At 50.3% G+C, this 18186-nt stretch carries 16 protein-coding genes; 5 read left to right on the top strand and 11 right to left on the bottom strand.

Annotated elements, in window-relative coordinates; translation table 11 throughout:
* Positions 1-181: 181 nt before the first annotated feature.
* Positions 182-1192, bottom strand: coding sequence for a bile acid:sodium symporter family protein (locus tag HMPREF2626_RS06705; protein WP_070619139.1), 1011 nt, complete (start codon positions 1190-1192; stop codon positions 182-184).
* Positions 1193-1372: 180 nt separating this feature from the next.
* Complete coding sequence (locus tag HMPREF2626_RS06700) at positions 1373-2206, bottom strand: CPBP family intramembrane glutamic endopeptidase (protein ID WP_070619136.1); 834 nt, start codon at positions 2204-2206, stop codon at positions 1373-1375.
* Positions 2207-2374: 168 nt separating this feature from the next.
* Between HMPREF2626_RS06700 and HMPREF2626_RS06695 the strand changes: the two genes are divergently transcribed.
* Together HMPREF2626_RS06695 and HMPREF2626_RS06690 are read left to right on the top strand one after the other, a co-directional pair.
* On the top strand, positions 2375-3193 hold the full coding sequence (locus tag HMPREF2626_RS06695) for a ZIP family metal transporter (RefSeq protein WP_070619134.1): 819 nt from the start codon (positions 2375-2377) through the stop codon (positions 3191-3193).
* A 100-nt stretch (positions 3194-3293) separates the two neighbouring features.
* Complete coding sequence (locus HMPREF2626_RS06690; protein WP_070619131.1) at positions 3294-3593, top strand: rhodanese-like domain-containing protein; 300 nt, start codon at positions 3294-3296, stop codon at positions 3591-3593.
* Positions 3594-4205: 612 nt separating this feature from the next.
* Here HMPREF2626_RS06690 and HMPREF2626_RS06685 read toward each other — a convergent pair.
* The 8 genes from HMPREF2626_RS06685 to HMPREF2626_RS06655 form a co-directional block, all read right to left on the bottom strand.
* Positions 4206-4775, bottom strand: coding sequence for an anthranilate synthase component II (locus tag HMPREF2626_RS06685; RefSeq protein WP_070619128.1), 570 nt, complete (start codon positions 4773-4775; stop codon positions 4206-4208).
* Positions 4775-6238 (bottom strand): anthranilate synthase component I family protein, encoded by a 1464-nt coding sequence (locus tag HMPREF2626_RS06680; RefSeq protein WP_070619125.1) that lies wholly within the window; start codon positions 6236-6238, stop codon positions 4775-4777. The genes HMPREF2626_RS06685 and HMPREF2626_RS06680 overlap by 1 nt, the downstream gene beginning before the upstream one ends.
* Positions 6239-7396: 1158 nt before the next feature.
* Entirely contained in the window at positions 7397-8545 is a 1149-nt protein-coding gene (locus HMPREF2626_RS06675; protein WP_070619123.1) for a CD0519/CD1768 family membrane protein, read from the bottom strand.
* Between the two features lie 122 nt (positions 8546-8667).
* Entirely contained in the window at positions 8668-9243 is a 576-nt protein-coding gene (locus HMPREF2626_RS06670; RefSeq protein ID WP_246818941.1) for a hypothetical protein, read from the bottom strand.
* A gap of 63 nt (positions 9244-9306) precedes the next feature.
* Entirely contained in the window at positions 9307-9456 is a 150-nt protein-coding gene (locus HMPREF2626_RS10305) for a GNAT family N-acetyltransferase (RefSeq protein WP_246818940.1), read from the bottom strand.
* A gap of 4 nt (positions 9457-9460) precedes the next feature.
* Positions 9461-9787: a GNAT family N-acetyltransferase gene (locus HMPREF2626_RS10300; protein WP_246818939.1), complete on the bottom strand. Its 327-nt coding sequence runs from the start codon at positions 9785-9787 to the stop codon at positions 9461-9463.
* 146 nt (positions 9788-9933) lie between these two features.
* Positions 9934-12636 (bottom strand): FtsX-like permease family protein, encoded by a 2703-nt coding sequence (locus HMPREF2626_RS06660; RefSeq protein ID WP_070619120.1) that lies wholly within the window; start codon positions 12634-12636, stop codon positions 9934-9936.
* Positions 12637-12647: 11 nt separating this feature from the next.
* On the bottom strand, positions 12648-13349 hold the full coding sequence (locus HMPREF2626_RS06655) for an ABC transporter ATP-binding protein (protein ID WP_070619117.1): 702 nt from the start codon (positions 13347-13349) through the stop codon (positions 12648-12650).
* A gap of 128 nt (positions 13350-13477) precedes the next feature.
* Between HMPREF2626_RS06655 and HMPREF2626_RS06650 the strand changes: the two genes are divergently transcribed.
* Positions 13478-14065: a TetR/AcrR family transcriptional regulator gene (locus HMPREF2626_RS06650; protein ID WP_070619114.1), complete on the top strand. Its 588-nt coding sequence runs from the start codon at positions 13478-13480 to the stop codon at positions 14063-14065.
* Between the two features lie 101 nt (positions 14066-14166).
* Positions 14167-14931, top strand: coding sequence for an SDR family NAD(P)-dependent oxidoreductase (locus HMPREF2626_RS06645; protein ID WP_070619111.1), 765 nt, complete (start codon positions 14167-14169; stop codon positions 14929-14931).
* A gap of 998 nt (positions 14932-15929) precedes the next feature.
* Here the strand turns inward: HMPREF2626_RS06645 and HMPREF2626_RS06640 are convergent.
* Positions 15930-17114, bottom strand: a complete 1185-nt coding sequence (locus HMPREF2626_RS06640; RefSeq protein ID WP_070619271.1) for a uroporphyrinogen decarboxylase/cobalamine-independent methonine synthase family protein — start codon at positions 17112-17114, stop codon at positions 15930-15932.
* A gap of 121 nt (positions 17115-17235) precedes the next feature.
* On the opposite strand from HMPREF2626_RS06640, the gene HMPREF2626_RS06635 reads away from it, so the two are divergent.
* Entirely contained in the window at positions 17236-18162 is a 927-nt protein-coding gene (locus HMPREF2626_RS06635) for a LysR family transcriptional regulator (protein WP_070619109.1), read from the top strand.
* Positions 18163-18186 lie beyond the last annotated feature (24 nt).

Genomic DNA, 18186 nt, shown 5'->3' with positions numbered 1-18186 from the left:
GCTTGAGTTTGATCGTTAGCCATGAAAAAGCAAACGAAGCGAATTAGGGAGAGTTGGCGCAAGCCTTACTCTCCGTTTGAGTCTCGTTAGGCGAGAGACCGAGGCTCGAGCTGGTGCCATGGCTTTTTAACGATCAAACTCGAAGCGGAACGGATGCTCATAGCACCATTTATTAAAGACGCTAAATCTTTTCTTCTGCTAAGACCTGTCCCTCTTCTGCTGCTTCCTCTTTATCCTTATAAAATTCTGCATCTGGTACCGGTGCTTTCTGGTCCTTGCGCTGGCAGGCGCTGGCGTAAAGAGTACCCACTAAGGTGTGGAGGACGGTTGTAGCTGCCCCAGCCAGGGCGACATTAGGATTGAAGTGTTGGAGGGCCAGAGTCGAAGCTAAGCCCCCATTCTGCATGCCGATTTCAATGGCAATGGCCCGGGTGGACGGGATGTCGTAGTGGCGGAATTTGCAGACCAGGTAGCCGGCGATATAGCCACTGATATTGTGGATTAAGACAGCTGCCACAATGACCCAGCCAGTCGCCTTCAAGGTGTCTGCATTAATGGCTACAGATCCTGCCAAAACCAAGAGAACTGCCAAGGAAGATAAGCTCGGCAAGAAGTCTTGGACTCCATTCAAGCGGGCGCCCGCAAAGTAATTAATGGCAATCCCAATCACAATCGGTAAGAGAACGATTTTGACAATAGAGAGGAACATGGGCCAAAAGGCGATATCAATGTAGGCGCCGCCGTAAGCGGCTAGGAGCAAGGGTGTCATAAAGGGCGACAGCAAAGTCGACACCGAGGTCGCGGACACCGATAAGGCCACATTCCCATTAGCCAAGAAGGTAATCACATTGGACGAGGTACCACCTGGGGCACAGCCAACGAAGATCAGGCCCAGAGCCATCTCTTGGGGCAGGTTGAAGAGCTTAGCCACCACATAGGCAGAAGCAGGCATGAAGCCGAATTGGACCACTGCCACCAGTAAGACCTGGAGAGGGTGCTTGAAGACCTCGGAGAAGTCGTGGGGCTTCATGGTCAAGCCCATGGTAAACATCACCAAGCTCAGAAAAATTGAGATATAAGAAGACGCCCAGATAAAGGCCTGGGGAGCCAGCAGAGCACCCAAACCGACAACCAGGACAATGATCGCCAAATACCGGTTAAAATACCCATTGATACGAGCAAAAAATCCCATCAATAAAACTTCCTTTCTTCTATTTATCATCATTATCTCATTAATTTATCATTTTTCACCTAGTCTATACCTTCTCTCCATATTTTTCAATCCCTTTCCGGAATATTCTGTCATTTACTTTAAAAGACAAAAAGCCAGCTACCTAGCTAAACTAGACAACTGGCAATTTAAGACTAAGGCCTAGAATTTGCCTCGGGCCTGTCCGCGTTTGTAATAGAAGATAATCAGTAAGGCATAGAGGCAGCAGGCCCAGCCTGAGCTGAGGATGCTGTAGCCCCCGCCAGTGAAGAAGAGCGGGCCGTCCTGGTAGTAATAATAGGCTGGGGCCAGGCTGATTCCGCCTTCTTCTAGGGCCGGATCCACAAAGTAAAGGACTGAAGACAGGCCGTTCAGGGCCACGTGGAAGGCCATGCTGGACCAGACATTACCCTCCACATAGGCAACAAGGGAGAAGAGCAAGCTGGCTAAGAAACCGGCCAGGACTAAGATAAGCTGGGAAGGGCCATCCAGGGGCTTGTTCAACAGATGCATCAAGGCAAAGAGACCCGCCGGCAAGAAAATTCCCCAGTAAACGGACCGCGCGCGACCGATCACGTTCAGGGCAAGGCCCCGGAAGACCAATTCCTCCTGGACCGCCCCGTTCAGGCCGTCCGCTAAGACTAAGTAGGCAAAACTATAGAGGGAAAGTTCTCCCATTTGGGCTTGCCCATCTAAAGCCAGGGCTGTTCCCAAGACCAGGGTCACAGGCAGGGCTACAGCCAGGACCTCCGTCAACTTGGACACAGACCGCGGCGCCAGCCCTAATTCCCTATCCCCCATTTTCAGAACCTTTATTTGGTAGACTTTAAAGATTCCTGCAAAGATCAAAAGATCGAGCAGGGGGTTGACCAGGTTAGCCAGCCCTTCATCCGCAATTAAATTCGTCATAAGGGTCGCCAAGACTTGGGCTAGGATCATCAACAGGAAAGCGACCCCACTGTAGACCAGGGCACGGCTTAAAGACTTATTTTTCATTAGATTACCTCGCTTCTTTATGAAGTGAATTTCATCGGAAAAGTTTAGCACAAAAGCCAAACCAAGACAAGAGCTTTTAGGACAGGGATAGCTTATGATTAGGTAATCCTAATTATTTGCGTTATACTAACTATTGATTAGATAAATTATTGTAGTAAGGAGATTTTTATGTTTGATTTCTTTCTCAACTTACACCCCGTCGTCCAAGCTGGCCTGGCCGGTATTGTGACCTGGTTTTTTACCGCGCTCGGCTCTTCCTTGGTCTTCTTCATGGGGGAAATTAACCGTAAATTATTGGACGCCATGAACGGTTTTGCGGCCGGGGTCATGATCGCAGCTAGCTTCTGGTCCCTGCTCGCGCCTTCCATTGAATACGCCGAAGCTGGCGGCTATGGTAAGTGGTCCTTCTTCCCTGCCCTGGTGGGATTTGTGGCAGGAGGCCTCTTCCTCAGCCTACTGGATAAGATTATCCCCCACATGCATATGGATAAGACCCGGTCTGAAGCAGAAGGGGTGCCGACCCAACTTTCCTCCACCTTCCTCCTCTTCCTAGCCATCACCATCCATAATATTCCGGAAGGACTCTCAGTTGGCGTGGCCTACGGGGCAGTCGGGTCTGGTCTCGCTAATGCCAGTATGGCTAGCGCTATTTCCTTAACCCTGGGGATTGCCCTGCAGAACTTCCCTGAAGGCTCTGCCTTGGCCATGCCGATCCGCGCTAATGGGAATAGCCGCTGGCGGGCCTTTAACCTGGGCCAAGCCTCTGCCCTGGTCGAGATTGTTGGGGCGATCCTGGGAGCTTGGTTGGTTACCCAGATGACTGTTATTCTCCCCTACGCTCTAGCCTTTGCGGCGGGCGCCATGATCTTCGTCTGCGTGGAAGAGCTCATTCCTGAATCCCAAAGCAATGGCAATGAAGACCTGGCTACCCTGGCTCTGATTGCTGGTTTTGCGGTTATGATGGTCCTCGACGTTGCCTTGGGATAGGCAGCTTTTGACAGGAACTAACCGACTTGTAAACGCTTTGAGCAAATGATTTGTATCTCAGCGGCATTCTGTTATGATTAAGCTATAGGAGGTAGATATTATGAACCAAGTAACGATTGAAGAATTTTACGACATTGTAAAAGCAGACGAACCCGTTAACATCCTGGATGTTCGCCCACGCGAATTATACGAAGAAGGCCACGTACCAGGCGCCGTTCACTTCCCTCTCTCTCAGATCGAAGACCACTTAGATGACTTAGACAAGGACCAAGTCTACTATGTCATCTGCCATGACGGCAAAGGGTCCAAAAAAGGCACTGAAATCCTAGAAAAGAATGGTTTCAATGCCGTTAACGTTGAAAAAGGTACCCCTGACTATCCAGGCGAATTAGAAAAATAAGTTGAGTGATTTGACGAAAAGGCAGCCTATCCGAAAATGATAGGCTGCCTTTTTCTATCTATTATCTTTTTAAATGCTGCTAATGAGCATATGTTTCGCTTCGAGTTTGATCGTTAAAAAGCCATGGCACCGGCTCGAGCCTCGGTCTCTCGCCTAACGAGGCTCAAATGGAGAGTAAGGCTTGCGCCAACTCTCCCTAATTCGCTTCGTTTGCTTTTTCATGGCTAACGATCAAACTCGAGCTCCACTCCTGCTCATAACCAGAACTATTATTAAAATAGAAAATTTTTCAGCTATATTTTTAACCTGATTAATATTTATGCTAAAACATTACAAAATAATTCTAGCATTTATCAAATTATATTTTTGGAAAGATACTGAGGCCGTAATCTAGCCTACTTTTGTTATGCCATCATCACTCACTTTGCTTATACATCACTAATCAGCAAAATCAAGGCAGAACGGATGCTCATCAAAACTTTGCTCTTCCTGGAAACCTGTTCCAAAAGTCAGTCCTGACATCCACTTCATAAAGGCTATCCGAACTTTTAGTAATGTTCACCTAGCCTTTATTCCAGTGATTCAGTTCTAAACGACTTTTGTCACACTCTCTTATTTTTTGCCAAGGAAGTTAGCCAGGATCTGGCGGCCTTCTGGGGTCATGATAGATTCGGGGTGGAATTGGACGCCGTAGATGGGATAGTCCTGGTGTTCTAGGGCCATGATTTCAGCCTGGTCGGTCTGGCCGGTGACCTTGAGGCAGGTTGGCAGGCTCTTGGTCTCAGCAATGAGGGAATGGTAACGGGCGACTGGGAAACGTTCGGGGCAGCCTTGGAAGAGCTGGCTGTCGGTGTCGACCTGGATCTCTGACTGCTTACCGTGCATCATCCGGTCAGCATAGGTCACTACCCCACCAAAAGCCTGGCAGATAGCCTGGTGGCCCAGGCAGACACCCAGGATAGGAAACTTAGGACCGAGCTCTCGGACTAGGTCGACAATAACCCCCGCATCTTCAGGTCGACCGGGACCAGGCGAAATCACAATGGCGTCCGGCGCCAGGGCTTCAGTCTCTTCCAGGCTCAGCTCATCATTGCGGACCACCTGGATGTCTGGATCCAATTCCCCCAGTTCCTGGTAGAGGTTATAGGAGAAACTATCATAGTTATCAATCATTAAAATCATTAGTCCACCTCCTGGGCGAGTTCTAGGGCACTTAGGGACGCTTTGGCCTTGTTGAGGCACTCTTGGTATTCTTTTGCCGCTTGGGAGTCAGCGACAATCCCTGCCCCACTGCGGACAAAGACCTTGCCGTTCTTGGCATAGATCAGGCGGATGCCGATACAGGTTTCCATATTGCCGGTAAAATCAATGTAACCAATGGCTCCACCGTAAACCCCGCGCTTGCTTCCCTCCAATTCCGCAATCAACTGGCAGGCCCGGATCTTAGGCGCTCCCGATAGGGTACCAGCCGGAAGAACAGAGGCAATGGCATCCAGGGCGTCGCAGTCTGACCGCAGCTGGCTCCCAACCACCGACCCAATATGCATGACATGGGAGAAGCGTTCGATGGCATGGAGTTTTTCTACTTCCACACTGCCGATCTCACTGACCCGGCCCAGGTCATTGCGACCCAGGTCCACTAGCATATTGTGTTCAGCCAATTCCTTGCTGTCGGAGAGCAGGTCCTTTTCTAAGGCCTGGTCTTCTTCTGCCGTCTTGCCCCGGGGCCGCGTCCCTGCTAGGGGGAAGGTGTGGAGGCGGCCTTCTTTTAGCTTGACCAGAGTTTCTGGCGAAGCCCCCGCTAATTCCACATCCGTTCCTGAGAAATAGAACATATAAGGCGAGGGATTCACCGTCCGCAAGAGCCGGTAGGTGTTGAAGAGGCTGCCCGAGAAAGGCGCGGATAGATAATTGGAGAGGACAATCTGGAAGATATCTCCCTCCCGGATATAGGCCTTGGCCCGGTTGACGATATCACAGAAGGCTTCCTGGTCGAAGTAAGGCGTCACAGGTCCCTGGAGCCGCCCAGCTTCTTCCTGGATCTTATCCCCAGTACGAAGGAGGCCCTCCATAGTATTCAGAGCTTCCACAGCCTTGGCATAGTTAGCCGCCACATCATCCAGTTTGACATTAGCTATCAGAATAATTTTTTGTTTCAAATGATCGAAAGCAATCACCTGGTCGAAAAGCATCAGGTCCAGGTCCTTGAAGTCCTCGTGGTCAGCAACCGGTCGCTTGGCTGCGGGCTCCACATAATTGAAGTAGTCGTAGGCGAAGTAACCCACCAAGCCCCCAGTAAAAGTAGGCAAGTCCGCCAAGCGCGGGCTCCGGTAGTCAGCCAGTAATTGGCGGATGTAGGCCGCTGGGTCTTCCGTTTCATAGACTTGGTCCCCCATTTCTAAACGGCCATCCTTACAGGTCACTTCCAACTTGGGCTCATAGCCGAGGAAGCTATAACGGCCCCAGGTCTCATTGGCCTGGGCTGACTCCAGCATGTAACAGTGGCTTGAGGCCTGCTTCAGGATCCGCATGGCTTCGATTGGTGTGATAAAATCCGATAGAATCTCACGCGCCAGGGGCACAATGGTATAGTCCGTATCTTGGGCGAAGGCTTGGACCTCCTCCAGGCTTAGGTTTAAGGGCATAATCTTTCCTCCAAATTCTTAAAACCGCCTGCCAAGAAAAAAAGTCCTTGACAGAAGTACACATCTGTCAAGGACGAATCGTTACTCATGGTAAATAATCCGCGGTGCCACCTTGAATTTACGCTTGCGCGCACACTTGGCTAGGATACCAACATATCCCTGGTTCGTCACGCCAACCTCCACGTCGCAGGCTACTCGGCCTCAGCCTTTCATTGCGCCCTCTGCGGTCCATTTGACAACTTGTTTCTGGTCCGGCTCTCATCTCCCCGGGCTCTCTGTGCAGGCATTGTTGCCGTTATCTCCGCTTCATCGGTTTAATTGCCACTAGTCTAGCACGCCAGATATTACCTGTCAATAATAAAAATACAAAAACCGGCCCCAGATCAGGACCGGCCGAAAATTCATATCACTGCTAGGTCGTCAGAGACCACATGCAAAAGCATAAGGCATGCTCACTGACACAGCTACTTGTACTGATCTAGTCTTTATATTCTTCAGCACTGCTCACTTTAAAATTTGACTAAGGTTACTTAACAATCTCCTTGTGAGCAGAAGTGGAGCTTGAAAGTGATCGTTAGCCATGAAAAGCAAGCAATGTGAATTAGGGATAGTAGGCGCTAGCCGTACTAGCCCTTTGAAACTTGCTAGGCGAGAGACCAAGGCTCGAGCCGGTGCCATGGCTCTCTAACGATCACTTTCAAGACGGAACGCATGCTCACTAGCACAGTTCATAGTCGGGTTCGCAAAGGCAGAAAGGGAGGGACTTCAGCAAAGTGGAACGACCGACTAAAGCCGCTCTTATCCCTTTTGCCTCCAGTCATCCCTTTCTAAACGCTCTTACTTTCACCCTGTTACACCACTGTTATACAATCCCCCTAAAATAACAATCTGGATTGATACATTCTTTCTATTTTTTACAGCACTGCTCACTCTACTTATTGGCTTTATTTACTTACAATCTCCCTTATGAGCAGAAGTGGAGCGTTGAAGTTGGGCCTTAGCCATGAACAAGCAAGCGAAGCGAATTACGGAGAGTTGGCGCAAGCCTTACTCTCCGTTTGAGTCTCGCTAGGTGAGGGACCTTGGCCCGAACCGGTGCCATGGCTCTTCAAGGACCAACTTCAACAGCGCAACGCATGCTCACCAGCACAATTTCCGTCACACAACCAATATATAAATAAAGTGAGCAGCTGCGCCCGCCACTAAACCACCGATCGTATGGCTGAAGAGGGCATAGCCCGTCATCTCCTGGGTATCCAGGGCATCCATCATGGCAATATGGGTCGACAGGTAGCCCGACCAGCACATGCACATGGCGGTAAAGACAGCCAGGTCATTGCCGTTAGCCAGGCCCGATTCCACCAGCTTGGCAGCCAAACCCACAGCCGCTCCCGCTGCACCCAGGGCGGTAATTGGTACCGAAATAGCCTCAGGATTAGAGAAGCCAAAGATAGGAGTCAGGATAAAGGATAATTTTTCCCCAATCCAGGGTAAGAAAGGAACCCCCTGGCCGATCTCACCGGTATAGATGCCATCTGGTCCTGGGCCGTGGGTGAGTAACATAACCATGGTGCAGACCACGACCACGCCCGGAATAATGGCCATACCCATTTCTACCCCATTCTTACCCCCATCCAAGAGAGCGGAGAGGGCGCGCGATCCCACGCCCCCTGCCCGGACCACCCGGGATCCTTCTGGCAGGTCTTCTTCGTGGTCGATCTCCACATAGTCTTCCGTCCCATAAGCCTTCTTAGTGAAGTGGAGCATGAGGCGGACACTGACTAGGCTGCCGACAACGGCTCCTAGGTTCCCAATCAGAGCGGCTGTCGCTGAGCCTTCGAGCGGGATCGCCAGGACCGTTGCCGTCACAATCAAGCCCATCCCAAAGGAGGTCCCAATATTCGTTAGAGCCGGCAATTGGTATTTTTTGAAATAACGTTTGAAATTATCCTCCTTGGCCAAGGTTAGAACGGCTGGATTATCTGACATATAACAGTTGAGCACACCCAAAGACGAAGCCCCCGGCATGTCATAGATCGGGCCAATTAAGCGCGACAAAAGCTTGTCGATTAAAGCCACGAAACCAAATTCCGAAAAGAGCGAGGACAGAGCCCCCGTCACCACCGAAATGGCCATCAAGAAAAAGCAGGTATTCATGAGCAGGTCATAAGCCGTCGCCATAATCGTCGATAACATATTGACCACACCCATCCGCCAGCCAATCGCCCCAAATATCCCAAAGAAAACAAGCACAAAGAGAACCGGCTCTAGGCCGATCGCCTTTTTATATCGATAACGTTTCACCATTACACTCCTTACCAGCTAAATCGTCACATAAAACTTTTCCCATTATAGCACAAAATCCCCGCTCTAGAGATAAGAAAAAGACGCCACAAGTATTGAGGCGCCTCTTCCTTAACCTTTAGCGACTAGTTCTTAAAGAAGGAAACCACCTTGGCCTTGTTCAAGGCGCGAGCGGTTTGATAAGCTAACTCAAAGTCAACCATACCATGGATAATCCCACCCAGGCCAACGAAGACAAAGAGGGTAGTAAAGTAACCGGCCGCTAAGTTGTCAGTACCTATCCCAGTTACCAAATAGACAACGACCACCTCAGCTAAGGCATGGATAAAAGCCAGCACGAAGGAGAAAGCTGTTCGTGTAGTCAATTTGTCTACCAAGCTGGGATGCTTTTGGAAGTAGTAGGCCCCAAAAGTAGCGAAGAAGACGTGGCTGAGCCCGCGCAAGCCAATCACGAAGGGGAAACCGGCTAAGAAGAAGCCGATACCAGAAGCTAGGGCAACAAAGGCGGCTGGAGCGGGCCCCATGAAGATGGACAAGACAATGGGCAGGTGGCTGGCCAGGGTGTAAGAAGCCGGCCCGAGAACCACTTTGATAGGCATGACCATGGGGATAAGAATCGCCAAGGCGGTCAAGAGAGCAGTTAGGGTTAGGCGTTGGATAGACTTTTTATTCTGACTTAGAGACATGGAATCACCTTTCATTTAGTTTTCCTAGTAAGTATCATCACAAATTTTGTTAAAACAATTGATCACTGCGCAGGCTGCTTAAAGGTCCCGATACATGATATAGATATTACAATAAGTGCCGTTCTTCAGTAGGAAGCCCTTGGGAATGGTGCCGACAATCTGAAAACCCTGCTGGGTGTAAACCTTGATAGCAGCATAGTTGATAGCCACCACCGCATTGTACTGCATGCCTCTAAAGCCCAGGGTCTTGGCTTCTTCCAGCGAAGCTTTCAACCAGGCTGGAGAAAAGCCCCCGCCCGCGGAAGGTCTTATTCATACAGTAAGAAGCATTGGCCACATGCCCGCAACGGCCGATATTGTTGGGTTGGAGGGTGTAGAAACCAGCCACCCTGTCCCCTTCCTTCAAACAAGTCGCCGCCGACTTATGGCTCAGGTAGTCAGTGAAATCTCCCTCGCTATAAAGCTCCGTCCCTGGAAAGGCCAAACCATCTTCGAGAACATCATTCCAGATAGCCGTCATTTGCGAAATATCTTCATCTTGATAAGCTAACAGTTCCAATTTCTTACCTCTTTCTCATCTTTTACTCATTTATTATAGAGGACAAGTTTCCCTTTGCCTAGGGGGATTTTGAACTTTGCCCTGCCACCAAAAAAATCCAAGGCTCTTTTGATTGATCCTTGGATTTTGATTCAAGTTTTAGCTTTTTATTCAACGGAGCTCAGCGCTTCTAGCATGTCCACCTGTTTGAGGCGCTGGTTAATGACTAGGGCTAAAAGCAGACTGATCCCAGCAACTAGCAGACTTGGTATGAGGAAAGGCCGACTAGTGAGCGCCGGATTAAACATCACATCGGCTGGGGGCAACATATGGATGATGTAGCGGTGGAGCCACTCGCCAATGCCGAAGCCAAAGACAATACCAAACAAGGTCAGGATAATAGTCTCACGGTAGATATAGAGAGTGACTTCCCTGTCATAGAAGCCAAGCACCTTGATGGTCGATAATTCTCGCATTCTTTCCGACACATTGATGGTGGTCAGATTATAGAGAATGACCGCAGCTAGAAGGCCAGCCACTAGGATCAAGACCATCATAATCTTATCAAGGGAATTCACAATGGTTCGAATCTGATTCTGAAGGCTGGTATTCTGCACGATCCCTTTGACTCCATCGATAGCCATAAAGTCAGCCGCATAGTTTTCTGTATTTTCTTGACTTGTGTCCTTTAGGTTGACAAGCTGGGCATTAGTTTGGAAATCTTTGCCAAAGATATTCGCATAGCCGGCTTGGTTGGTGAAGACAAAGTGGCCCATGTACATTTCTGTAATCCCGGTCACCTTCATTTCATAGGTCTTGTGATCGGCATCTTCTAAGGTCAGCACATCACCTGGCCCGACGTCCAACAATTGAGCCAGGCGCTCTGAAATGATGACCCCATCCTCTTCCAGGCTCAGGCCTTGCCCTGTTTCTCGGTTGACTAAGTTGACATAGCGGTGGAAGTGGGCAGGGTTTTCTGGGACGATCAAGTGGATGGCTTGTTGGTCTTGGGCAGATCCTGCCGTCTTGGTCAATTGTTCATAGTGGATGCGGTCATGGCTGGACACCCCGCCCCCTGCTAGAAGGTCGGCTATCGCTTGCCGGTCATCGTCTGACGCCTGGTCTGCTTCAGCCACAATCATCTGATAGTGGATCAAATCGTTGAACTGGCGGTCGTTAATCCCCCTAATCGAATCTTGGACAGCTAGACCCGCGAAGAGGCAGGCCACCGCCCCAGCTACCCCAAAAATCGTCATCAGCATCCGCTGCTTGTAGCGGAAGATGTTGCGGGCCGTAATCTTTTGCATAAAGCCCAGACGATTCCAGATACCAGGAAAATGCTCCAAGAAAATCTTGCCCCCCGCTTTGGGCGCCTTGGGCATGAGGAGCTGGGCAGGCTTTTCCTTTAAGGCTCGGCGGGCTACGATGTAGGCAGGTAAGACTGCACAGAGAAGGGCCAGGGCGAGGGCCAGTAAGGAAATGGGCCAGTAGAAATGCAACTGGATCCGAGGCAGGGTAAAGCCTGTGCTATAGGCATTGTAAGCAATCAGGGGTAAGAGGATATGGCCCAGGCCAATCCCTAGCACAGAGCCCAAGAAGCTGGACAAGAAACCATAGACCACAAACTTCTTCACAATATCGCGCCTGCCGTAACCCAAGGCTTTCAAGGTCCCTGATTTAACCCGCTCTTCATCAACAAAACGTGTCATGGTGTTTAAGGTCAACAAGGCAGCTACAAAATAAAGAAAGATGGGGAAAATATTGGCCAAAGCATCCACAATATGGGAGACCGTGCCATAAATCCGGTAGCCCTCGCCACCGGGTATCTCACGGCGGCTATTGATCATATAGCTGGGGAGATCTAATTGGTCCAGCCTTTCTTTAGCCTCTGCCATTTCCTTGGTCTTTTGGTCGATTTCAGCTTGACCGGCTTTGACCTTCTCCTCTCCCTCTTTCAGGGCCTTTTCTTGGTCGCCCCCGACAGGCAGCTGGGCTAGACGGGCCCGGTCTAAGTCTTGCTTGGCTTGGTCTAAGCGTCGGCTTTCCTGGTCCAGCTTCTTTTGAGCCGCTTGGATGCTTTGGTCAGCCGCTTGGAGCTGCTTGTGGCCTTGATCTTGAATCGCCGCTAGACGCTCTTCGGGCCGGTCTGCCAAGACCTCTGCCACCTGGTCCTTATGGGCTTGGATTTTGTCCGTATAAGCTTGGCTGTAAGGATCTAAGCCTTCTAAATCTTCAAAAGTCATCCGGGCCAACATATAAAGCTCGGAGTCAAAGGCCTCTTCGGCTAAAACTCCATAGCCCTTGAGCGCACCTGTGCCAGCCGTAGAGGGCCCGCGGTTAATGTCAGAGAGGATTTCACTAGAATAGACGAAACCTGTCAGAGTATAGCTGTCCCCCTTGAGCACTTTCTGCCCAAGCGGGTTCTCTGGCTCCTCAATTTGAATCTGGTCACCAATTTGATAGTCCCCACGGTAAGAGCCATCGAGGGCAATTTCATCCGCTGTTTCAGGTAAGCGACCTTCTAGAAGCTCCGCTTGGGACAAGTTCTCTGTCTTTGAAAAAAGACGCAAACTCTCCTTATCCCCTTTGAGTGTAACATCTTTCAAATAGCCTGCTTCAACTTCTTGAAGGCCATCAAGGCTTGCAAGCTGGTCCAAGTCCTCCTGGTTGAGGCCCAATGACCCTATCACCGTCAGATCAGCCGTATTCGCAGCTGCAAAATAATCCCGCCCGGTCTGCCGCATATTAGGCCCCGTTACCTTCAAGCCAACTAAAGCAAATGAACCAATCAACATCAACATGAAGATTGAAATAAAACGAGCTTTGGACTGGCGAATGGACCGCCAGATTTCCTTCCATAATGTAGGCATCTTGTCACCCCCTACCATTCAATTGCTGCAATATCTGCGGGCTTATCGTTTAGCTCAACCGTCTCGACCCTAGCGTCCCGCATCCGGATCACCCGGTCGGCCATCGGAGCCAGAGCCGCATTATGGGTGACAATAATAACGGTCGTCCCCTCTTTTCGACACTTGTCTTGGAGAATTTGCAGGACCTGCTTGCCTGTTTGATAGTCCAAAGCTCCCGTTGGTTCGTCACAGAGCAAGAGCTTGGGCCGCTTAGCAAGCGCACGAGCAATTGACACCCGCTGCTGCTCCCCACCTGAAAGCTGGGAAGGAAAGTTTCCCATCCGCTCATCCAAGCCGACTGACTGAAGGGTTTCAACCGGATCTAAGGCATCCTTAACAATTTCGGTGGCTAATTCCACATTCTCTAAGGCCGTCAAATTAGGAACTAAGTTATAAAATTGGAAGACAAAACCAATCGCCTCCCGTCGGTACTGGGTCAAGGCCTGGGAACTATAATTTGAGATATCCTGGCCATCGACCAGGATCTGGCCCTCATCATTGCTGTCCATACCGGCCAAGATATTCAAGACCGTCGATTTACCCGCACCTGATGCGCCTAGAATGATGGCTAGCTCTCCTTTTTCAACCTCAAAGGACACCTGGTCATTGGCCACAATGCGGTTATCCCCCATCTCATAAAACTTGGAACTTTTTACCATTTCAATATAAGCCAATCTTACTCTCTCCTTTATATAAACAACGTGTTGATTTAACTACGCAGCCAGTATAAAATAAGAGTGAATAGAAAACAATCATCAATATCAACAATCTGTTGATTTAAGCAAAGAAAGGATAAGTAGGCATGAAAAGACAGACCGCAAGTAAAGATAAAATCAAGGCCGCCTTTATCGAACTAATCCATGAAGTTGGTTTCGACAGTCTCACGGTTAGCGATCTTGCCCGCCGCTCCAGCATTAACCGTGGCACCTTCTACCTGCACTATGTAGACAAGTTTGACCTGATGGACCAGCTAGAAGAAGAAATTATGGACGAACTTGAGGCAATTTTCTTTAAAGAAGAATATCAGCAAGGCCAGGAAGTGGACGCGCTCAGCCTGATCCCTTACGCTGCCATCCTGGAAGCCCTCCAATATGTCGAGAGCCAGTTCACCCTGGTCCAAGCCCTGGCTAGCCCCCAGGGTGATCCCCATTTTATGATTAAAGTTAAGGACATCCTCAGCCGCTTAATTAGCGCCAAAGTGGAGGCGAGCGACCGGCTTAACTTTCCCCCTAAAGACCTCCCCCTTCCCTATGCCAAGGAGGTCCTTCTATCTAGTGTCGTTAGCATCATCAGGCTCTGGATCCAACGCGGGGGCCAGGAAAGCCCCGAAGATATCGCCCAGTTCATTGACCAGGCCAAACGTATCCCACCTTATCAGCTGATTTCTTAGCCTAGTTAAGAGATAGAGAAAGCCCTCTTATTTGGACCAGCATTGTCGCTTGGAAGATGCTATACTGGACATAAGTTCAAGAAATAAAGGAGTGCTAAGAGATGACAAGAGAAAATCAAGACAAGGTCGCCATTATTACCGGAGGCGGTTCGGGACTGGGCCGCGATATTACCGAAGCCTTCTGCCAGGCCCACTACCAGGTGGTCATTACCGGGCGAACGGAAAAAACTTTAGTTGCCACCGTCGAAGACTTCCGCGACCGCTATGAAGCACAGATCCACTACTTCGTGGCCGATGGCGGTGAAGAAGACCGGGTCCAAGAAGTGGTTGCGGCCATTGTGGACAAGCTAGGGCGAATCGATGTCCTCATCAACAATGCCCAGGCTGTGAACACCGGCATTGCCCTGGAAGACCAGACCCTGGACGACTTCCGCCTGGCCATTAATTCCGGCCTCTACGGGACCTTCAACTATATGAAGGCCTGCTTCCCCCTCCTCAAGGAAAGCAAAGGAACTATCATCAACATGGGATCGGGCGCAGGCATCACGGGTATGGCCGGCTTCGCCTCCTATGCTGCGACCAAAGAAGCCATCCGCGGGCTCACCCGGGTAGCAGCGACCGAATGGAGCCAGTACGGCATCAACACCAATGCCATCTGCCCCGCCGTCCTCACCCCTGCCTTCGAAGAGTGGTCCAAAGAACACCCCGAAGAATACCAAGCCGTCCTCGCTAGCGTCCCCGCCCGGCAATTTCCAGACGGCGCCACCCACGTCGGCGGCACCTGCCTCTACCTCGCCAGCCCCGCCGGCAAAATGATCACCGGCCGCACCCTAGACGTAGACGGCGGCCAAAACCAAAGACCTTAAAGGGTGTGAGAGGATGCGGGAGAAAGGGACCTCTGGAGCAAATGGGATAAGAACGGCTTTAGCCGGTCGTTCCCATTTGCGAAGAGGAGCCCTTTCTGCATCCTCGAACCCGACTACACAGGGTGTGAGAAAAGGCGTCTAGAAAGGGATGACTAGAGGAAAAGCGGATAAGAGCGGCTTTAGCCGGTCGTTCCACTTTTCTGAAGTCACTCCCTTTCTGCCTTTTCGAACCCGACTAGGAAGGGTGTGAGACTTGGCGCCTAGGCTTGGATGATTGGAGCAAGTAAGGATGAGAGCGAAGCATTCGCTCGTTCCTTACTTGTGAAATCACTCCAAGCCTGCCAAGTCGAACCCAACTAATAGTGTGAGGGCGCGCGATTAGCTTCCTTTCGCTGGAGCAAGTCACCAGAGAAGTCTGCAAGACTGCGGCGGAGACTTGTGAAGTGACACGAAAGCTGCCAAGTCGAACCCAACTAATAGTGTGAGAGCGCACGTTTAGAAGTAGACCACTGGAGCAAATATTTTTAAATAATCTAACCCTCAATCAAAGCTTACAATTGTGGCTTAGCGACTCCCGACACCCACTCAAAAGCTCGGAGTGTGGGTTGACCTTATTCAACATTCAAACAGAGGCCCCGAGTGTGGATTGACAAGTTTCAACACCCAAACAAAGCCATCCAGTGTGGCTTGGCAACATCTAATACCCAAACAGAGTCTTTAAGTGTGGCTTCATACTTCGACCCTATCTAAGGCTATGAACAAGCACACTTAGCTCCGTTAATTATCTGCACCAAAAAAGGCTGGAAACTTAGCTCCAGCCTTTTTAACTGTCAAAAGCTCCCCTAATAAAGAGGAGCTTGAGATGAATAAACATACTAGTTATTGAAAGAGCAGTCTCTTTATGCACCGGGCCTATCTAAGGCCCAAATTCAACAGCGAAACGTATGCTCACCAGCACATTTCATCTTGTAAGCAGAATATTTTTTCACAAAATCATCCTATTCCCCAAAGAACTGGTAGGCGATCTCATGGCCTTGGTCGATCTTAGCCCACTGCTGGTCTTCGGTCAATTCATTGCCGCAGTCGCAAGAAGCAAAGCCACATTGGTGGGAGAGGTATAAGTTTTCTTTAGGAATGTACTTGGTCGCTTCGTCGAGGAGGCGGAGGGCACGGTCCGCGTCATCCAAACCAGCCGTCTTAGAAGACAGGGCACCCACAACGACTTCCACATCTGGGCGGTCTTTGAAGACCTCGAGTGCAGACAAGCTACCGGCCCGTTCGTCATCCCATTCTAAGTAGAAGCGGTCATAGTGCTGACGAGCCAGGAAGTACTGGGCGACTTCTGTATAGGCGCCATCTGTGAAGGCCCGAGAAGCAAAGTTCCCCCGGCAGTTGTGGCCGTAGACTCTGAGCCCCAGTTCATGGGCATAGTCAGCTACCGCATTGTTCAATTCAATCAATTGATTAGCCAGTTCTTCCTTAGAGAAGCTGGACCCATCGAAGTCTAGGGAGTCTAAGCGGATTTCATCCTCATCACCGACAAAACTGGCCCAGATACAGTCGTCAATTTGGAGAATTTCAGCTCCAGCTTCCGCATATTCCTTAACGAATTCCTTGTAAGCATGAGCTAGGTCATGGCGGAATTCAGCTAGGTCAGAATAGAACTTGCCTTCGCCGATTTCACCAAGAGCCAATAATTCAAAGTAGAGGTGGCCCGGCGCGAAGATGGTGTGTTTAACCGCCACATCCTCTGGCGCAAGTTCCTTGACCAGCTTGAAGTGGTCGACGAAAGGATGGTTCTTGCCCGATAATTTACCGGTCACATGGAGGCCGATATCGCGTCGGGTTTCATAGTCCTGCTTGTTGCCATCTTCATCCTCTTCGTAGAAGTGGTAGCCGGAATCATTGATATAGCGGTCGATCCCCTGTAGGCCCCAGGCAAAGTCCAAGTGCCAGAGTGAGCGTTGGAATTCCCCATCAGAGATTTCGGTCAGACCATGGGCCACTTGCTTGGCCACAATGTCCTTGACTGCTGCTTCTTCAGCTTCCTTGTAGCCTGGCAGGTCATCATAGAAGGGATAAGTAATGTCATCGCGTTTTTCAATTTCATTTTTATATTTTAAAAGTTCTTTTGGACGTAGGAGAGAGCCTACTGTTAAGAATCGTTTGGAAAAAGTTGTCATGTCAATCACTCGCTTTCTTGACTCTTACTATACGCGAAGGCCAGAAAAATTTGAAATATCTATTTACAAGAGCTAGCTATAGCGGTAGACTATAGCCAATCTTTTGAAAAGGAGCCAGACCATGCGCCTCGAAGACTTTAAATATTTCCAAACCATCGCCAGCGAGCTGTCCCTCAGCCAGGCTGCCAACAAACTCTATATCTCCCAACCTTCTCTATCCAATGCCATGACCAAACTGGAAAAGGAACTGGACGTCACCCTCTTCACCCGGAGCTCGCGAGGGATCTCTCTGACCACGGACGGCGAGGAATTCCTCCAATATGCCAACCAAATCCTGGAGCAAATGCAGCTGGTTGAGCGCCGCTACTTCGACAAGGAACCACCAGCCCTGCCCATCTTCTCTGTCGTCTGCCACCACTATGCCTTTGTCGTCGAGGCCTTCTCCCGCCTGCTCAAGCGCCACCAGGACAAGGCCTTCCAAGCCTCGGTGAAAGAAGTCCGAACCTATGAAGTCATCGAAGAGGTCTACCAATTGCGGAGTGAATTGGGGGTCATCTACCGCAGCCACTACAACCGACAGATCATTGACCGGGTCCTCTCCGACAAGCACCTCAGCTTCACCCCCCTAGTCACCGCCAAACCTCATATCTTCACCTACAAGGGACACCCCCTGGCCCATAAGAAGCGCCTGACCTTCGAGGACCTAGCCCCCTACCCCCGACTCAACTTCGACCAGGGCAAGCACAACTCCTTCTACTTCTGGGAAGAAGTCCACGCTGACCAGGACGCCAAACAATCCATCGTCGTCAGCGACCGGGCCACCATCTTCAACCTCATGATCGGCCTCAACGGCTACACCATCTCCTCGGGCATCATCAACGCCAACCTCAACGGCGAAGACATCATCGCCATCCCCCTCGACTCCAGCGAAGAAATCGAAATCGGCTACCTCACCAACGACAGCCACACCCCCAACCCCATCGCCAAAGAATTCATCAGCATCCTAGAAGACTGCCTAAAAGAAGGCTTAGAAAAACAAAGGGTGTGAGACTTGGCGCTTAGGCTTGGATGA

The organism is Aerococcus sp. HMSC062A02 (genome assembly GCF_001809535.1).
Taxonomy (GTDB): Bacteria; Bacillota; Bacilli; order Lactobacillales; family Aerococcaceae; genus Aerococcus.
Note: the sequence above shows the minus strand (reverse complement) of the source record. Positions and strands in the feature narration are given on the sequence as shown.

Excerpts from the sequence above, each read along its gene's own strand:
- HMPREF2626_RS06675 (WP_070619123.1), bottom strand. The coding sequence starts at position 8,545 with ATGGTGAAACGTTATCGATATAAAAAGGCGATCGGCCTAGAGCCGGTT.
- HMPREF2626_RS06660 (WP_070619120.1), bottom strand. The coding sequence starts at position 12,636 with ATGCCTACATTATGGAAGGAAATCTGGCGGTCCATTCGCCAGTCCAAA.
- HMPREF2626_RS06635 (WP_070619109.1), top strand. The coding sequence starts at position 17,236 with ATGCGCCTCGAAGACTTTAAATATTTCCAAACCATCGCCAGCGAGCTG.
- HMPREF2626_RS06700 (WP_070619136.1), bottom strand. The coding sequence starts at position 2,206 with ATGAAAAATAAGTCTTTAAGCCGTGCCCTGGTCTACAGTGGGGTCGCT.
- HMPREF2626_RS06680 (WP_070619125.1), bottom strand. The coding sequence starts at position 6,238 with ATGCCCTTAAACCTAAGCCTGGAGGAGGTCCAAGCCTTCGCCCAAGAT.
- HMPREF2626_RS10305 (WP_246818940.1), bottom strand. The coding sequence starts at position 9,456 with ATGCAGTACAATGCGGTGGTGGCTATCAACTATGCTGCTATCAAGGTT.
- HMPREF2626_RS06645 (WP_070619111.1), top strand. The coding sequence starts at position 14,167 with ATGACAAGAGAAAATCAAGACAAGGTCGCCATTATTACCGGAGGCGGT.
- HMPREF2626_RS06640 (WP_070619271.1), bottom strand. The coding sequence starts at position 17,114 with ATGACAACTTTTTCCAAACGATTCTTAACAGTAGGCTCTCTCCTACGT.
- HMPREF2626_RS06705 (WP_070619139.1), bottom strand. The coding sequence starts at position 1,192 with ATGGGATTTTTTGCTCGTATCAATGGGTATTTTAACCGGTATTTGGCG.
- HMPREF2626_RS06670 (WP_246818941.1), bottom strand. The coding sequence starts at position 9,243 with ATGAAAGGTGATTCCATGTCTCTAAGTCAGAATAAAAAGTCTATCCAA.
- HMPREF2626_RS06685 (WP_070619128.1), bottom strand. The coding sequence starts at position 4,775 with ATGATTTTAATGATTGATAACTATGATAGTTTCTCCTATAACCTCTAC.
- HMPREF2626_RS06695 (WP_070619134.1), top strand. The coding sequence starts at position 2,375 with ATGTTTGATTTCTTTCTCAACTTACACCCCGTCGTCCAAGCTGGCCTG.
- HMPREF2626_RS06650 (WP_070619114.1), top strand. The coding sequence starts at position 13,478 with ATGAAAAGACAGACCGCAAGTAAAGATAAAATCAAGGCCGCCTTTATC.
- HMPREF2626_RS06690 (WP_070619131.1), top strand. The coding sequence starts at position 3,294 with ATGAACCAAGTAACGATTGAAGAATTTTACGACATTGTAAAAGCAGAC.